The sequence below is a fragment of the Cryobacterium sp. 10I1 genome (assembly GCF_035019805.1).
Lineage (GTDB): Bacteria > Actinomycetota > Actinomycetes > Actinomycetales > Microbacteriaceae > Cryobacterium > Cryobacterium glucosi.
The window spans coordinates 1-4,188 of sequence record NZ_JASJVF010000265.1 but is presented as its reverse complement, the minus strand read 5'-3'; the positions used below and the strand labels follow the sequence as shown (position 1 = coordinate 4,188).

5 protein-coding genes are annotated in these 4,188 nt (G+C 70.0%); all 5 read right to left on the bottom strand.

Features of this window, described 5'->3' with window-relative positions:
• Positions 1–171: 171 nt before the first annotated feature.
• Complete coding sequence (gene rbsD, locus QN345_RS16135; protein WP_134446179.1) at positions 172–555, bottom strand: D-ribose pyranase; 384 nt, start codon at positions 553–555, stop codon at positions 172–174.
• Positions 552–1,490, bottom strand: coding sequence for a ribokinase (locus tag QN345_RS16130; RefSeq protein WP_134560385.1), 939 nt, complete (start codon positions 1,488–1,490; stop codon positions 552–554). The genes rbsD and QN345_RS16130 overlap by 4 nt, the downstream gene beginning before the upstream one ends.
• Entirely contained in the window at positions 1,487–2,431 is a 945-nt protein-coding gene (locus QN345_RS16125) for a substrate-binding domain-containing protein (protein WP_134560387.1), read from the bottom strand. Before QN345_RS16125 ends, QN345_RS16130 begins: the two co-directional genes overlap by 4 nt.
• Positions 2,432–2,496: 65 nt before the next feature.
• Positions 2,497–3,468: an ABC transporter permease gene (locus tag QN345_RS16120; protein ID WP_322136819.1), complete on the bottom strand. Its 972-nt coding sequence runs from the start codon at positions 3,466–3,468 to the stop codon at positions 2,497–2,499.
• A 5-nt stretch (positions 3,469–3,473) separates the two neighbouring features.
• Positions 3,474–4,188 (bottom strand): ATP-binding cassette domain-containing protein (locus QN345_RS16115; RefSeq protein ID WP_323508868.1); only part of this gene is annotated, 715 nt, incomplete at its 5' end.

Genomic DNA, 4,188 nt, shown 5'->3' with positions numbered 1-4,188 from the left:
CCTCCGCCGCGGTCATCGATTCCTTGAAGGAGTCGGGTGCCAGAACGAACTTCATGCGGTGATCCTCTGCCGGGCGCAACCGATGGGGTGAGAAAAGGGGGCCGGGGAGATTTCCCCGGCCCCTTCAGTGTGGCCGTTTCGGCGGACCACGTCGATCTCAAGAGCCGTGGCTCAGAATGACACCCCGCAGACCAGGGCCGCATTCGCGTACGGCGTGGCCTCGCCCGTGCGGATGAAGAGCTTGGCAGACGCGGAGAGCGCCTTGAGATCCTCGTGGCTGATGTACTCGATCCCGTCGAAACGCTCGGCCAGCCAGGCACCCGCCGGGGCGCCCTTCGCTTCCTCGGCGGCGATGCAGTGCTGGAACACCATGTCGCTTGTGAGGGCATCGAGGACCTGCTCGAACCGCGGAATGCCGTGGACGAGAGCGAGGTCGACCACCGGCACCCCCGCCGGAATCGGCATGCCGCAATCGGCCACCAGGACCAGGTCGGTGTGCCCGAGTCTGGCGAGGGCGCCGCAGAGGTCGGCATTCAGGATGCCGGTCCGCTTCACTTCTCCACCTCGGGGAGTTCGTCGTCCGCGCCGGGATACGACTGCTGGGTGCCGAGCGTGCGCACCGCGAACGCGCCGACCCTGACCGCGAGGCGCACGGCGTCGAGGAGACTGGAGCCGGCGGCGAGCCGTCCGCTGAGCGCCCCGACGAAGGCATCGCCGGCGCCGGAGGAGTCGACCGCTGCGACCCGGGGCGAGGGAACCGTGGTCGTGCCGAGGGAATCGGAACAGATCGCACCCTGTTCTCCCCTGGTCAGCACCACGGCGGGAACGCCCCAGGCGCGGAGCCTGGCCACGAGCTCGGCGTCCCCACGGGGGATGTCCGTGCCAGGGTCGACGAGCGCGAGGACGAGTGCGGCCTCGTGCTCGTTGACGACGAGCGGGTCGGCCCGCCGGATCGTGGCGGGGTCGACGGCGATCACGGGAGCGAGGTTGAGCACGACCCGGCCGGTGGCCAGGCGGACGGCCGCCTCGATGCCGGCGGCGGGGATCTCGCCCTGCAGCACGACGACGGCGGCCCGCGCGATGAGGTCGGCGGCGTCACCGACGACATCCGCCCCCACGGCGGCGTTCGCCCCGGGGACGACGACGATGGTGTTCTCCCCGTCGTCGGCCACGGTGACGAGGGCGAGGCCGGTCGGGCCGTCGATGGCGGACACGGCGGACAGGTCGACGCCGGCCCGCTCGAGGAGAGCCATCGTGAGCCCGGCGACGGAATCGCTCCCGGTGGCGCCGACGAGGCTGACGTGCGCGCCCAGCCGGGCCGCTGCGACGGCCTGGTTGGCGCCCTTGCCGCCCGGCAGGAATTCCATCGACCGCGCGATCAGGGTTTCCCCTGGCGCGGGATGGCGCTCGACGACCATGAGCTGGTCGACGTTGATCGAGCCGACGACGACGATCGGGCCGCCGTCAGCGGTGGGGGTGAAGGAGCTCACTTGGTGAAGTCGCCCACGTTCGTCTTCGTGACGGTGACGACCTCGACGGGGACGGTCGCGTCGACCTTTTCGCCGGCGAGGGTCTTGACGGCCAGTTCGATGGCGAGCTTGCCGAGTTCGGCGGGCTGCTGGGCGATCGTGGCGGCGAGGGTGCCCGCTGTGATCGCGGCGAGTCCGTCGGTGGTTCCGTCGAAGCCGACGACCTTGACGTCGGTCCCGGCGCGGGATCCGAGCGCCTGCACGGCTCCGAGGGCCATCTCATCGTTCTCGGCGAAGACACCGGTCACCTCGGGGTGGGCCTGGAGCAGGTTCGTCGTCACGTCGAGTGCGGTGGCGCGGTCGAAGTTGGCGGTCTGCTTGGCCACGACGGTGATGTTCGGGTAGGCCTTCATGCCCTCTTCGAAGCCGGCGCCACGGTCGCGGCTCGCGCTGGTTCCGGAGACACCCTGCAGGTCGATGACGCTGCCCTTCTCGCCCATCGCGGTCGCGAGCTCGACCGCGGCCTGCTTGCCGCCGGCGACGTTGTCGCTCGCGACGAGGGAGGCGACGGTTGCGCCGTTGACGGTGCGGTCGACCGCGATCACCGGGATGTTCGCGGTGTTGAGCGCCTTGACGGCCGAGCCGGCGGCATCCGAGTCGACGGGGTTGACGATGACGAGCTTGGCCCCGCTCGATGCGGCCGTGGCGAGCTGGTTGGCCTGGGTCGCCGAGTCGTTCTGGGCATCCACGATGTTGAGCTGCAGGCCGGCGGCGGTCGCGGCGGCCTGGGCGCCGTCGCGCAGCTCGACGAAGAACGGGTTGTTCAGGGTGGAGACGGCCAGCACGATCTTGGTGCCGGATGCCGAGTCCCCACCGCCCCGGCCGCACGCGGTCGTGCCGACGAGGATGAGGGCGGCTGCGGTGGTGACGGCGGCGATTCTGCGGAAAGAGGACGACTTCATTGTGTGTTCCTTTGGTTTGAGCGATGGAGGGAAAGGGAGAAAGTGCGGGTGTGGAGGAATAGTGCTCAGCTGTTGCGCGTCTTGCGGCGCAGCACGTCGACGCCGACGGCGAGGGCGATCACGAGGCCGATGACGACCTGCTGCCAGAACGAGGTGACGTTCAGCAGGTTGAGGCCGTTGCGGATCACGACGAGCACGAGCGCGCCGACGAAGGTGCCCGAGATCTTGCCGAGGCCGCCAGAGAGCGATGCGCCGCCGATGACGACGGCCGCGATGGCGTCGAGCTCGTAGCCGGCAGCCGCCTGGGGCTGCGCGGAGTCGAGCCGGCCGGCGAGGAGGAGCCCGGCGAGCGCCGCGAACAGGCCGGCGAGGGCGAAGACGGTGACGAGGATGCGCTTGACCGGCAGCCCGGACAGGCGCGCCGCCTCGGCGTTGCCGCCGACCGCGTACATCGACCGCCCGATCACGGTGCGGTTGAGCACGAAGGAGGCGACGACGGCTGAGAGCAGGAGCACGACGATCGGCATCGGGACCGGTCCGAGGTTTCCGCCGAGGAAGGAAACCTCGGGCGCTGTCTTGATCGGGCGGCCGTCGGAGATGACGAGGGTGAGGCCGCGGGCGACGCTCAGCATCGCGAGGGTCGCGATGAACGAGGGCAGCTTGCCGTAGGCGTTCGCGAGGCCGTTGACCATCCCGGCGAGGAGCCCGGTGACGAGCCCGCCGATCAGGGTCAGCCAGCCGGGAAGCCCGGCGGCGACGAAGAGCCAGCTGGACACCATGGCCGCGAGGGCGGCGACCGCGCCGACCGACAGGTCGATGCCGCCCGCGACGATGACGAAGGTCATCCCGAACGCGAGCACGGCGACGGTGGAGACCTGGATGCCGATGTTCAGCAGGTTCTGCCCGGTCAGGAAGTCCGGGGTGGCGATGAAGAGGGCGAGGCACAACACGACGAGGCCGACGAGCGCTCCGTTGTTGGCAAGGAATTTCTTGTAGTCGACGCGGCGGCGCGCCGGGGCCAGGGTAGTCGTGGACATCGGTGTCATTCCTTCTCGTGGGTCGGTGCGTTGTCGCGGGTGACGGCGGCGAGGTCGCCGTCGGTCGTTGTGGTGATCGGTTCGTTGATCGGTTCGTTGATCGGTTCGTCGGATTCGATGTCGTCGACGATGGCGTCGATCTCGGTGCTGCCCGCTTCCCGGGCGGCGAGGGTCATCACGGCGTCCTGGGTGGCGTCCGCGGCGCTCAGCTCGCCGGCGATCCGGCCGTCCCGCATCACCAGGATGCGGTCGCTCATGCCGAGGACCTCGGGGAGTTCGCTCGAGACCATGACGATCGCGCCACCGGCATCCGTGATCGCGTTCATCAGTTCGTAGATCTCGACCTTGGCGCCGACGTCGACGCCGCGGGTGGGCTCGTCGAGCAGCAGCACGGTCGAGGCGGCGATGATCCAGCGGCCGAAGACGGCCTTCTGCTGGTTGCCGCCTGACAGTGCGCCGACGGGCTGGTCGATGGTGTGCATCCGGATGCGGAGCTTCTCGGCGACGGCCTGGGCCCTGCGGCGCTGGCCGGTGAAGTCCGCGAGCCCGAGGCGTGCGGTCGACGCGAGCGTCGCGTAGCCGAGGTTGTCGTTGACGGATGCCCCGAGCACGAGCCCCTGTCCCTTGCGGTCCTCGGGCACGTGGCCGATGCCCGCGGCGATCGCGGCCGGGATGTTGCCCTTCGGCAGCCGGTGCCCGCGCACCACAACGGCGCCGGAG

Excerpts from the sequence above, each read along its gene's own strand:
- QN345_RS16125 (WP_134560387.1), bottom strand. The coding sequence starts at position 2,431 with ATGAAGTCGTCCTCTTTCCGCAGAATCGCCGCCGTCACCACCGCAGCC.
- QN345_RS16120 (WP_322136819.1), bottom strand. The coding sequence starts at position 3,468 with ATGTCCACGACTACCCTGGCCCCGGCGCGCCGCCGCGTCGACTACAAG.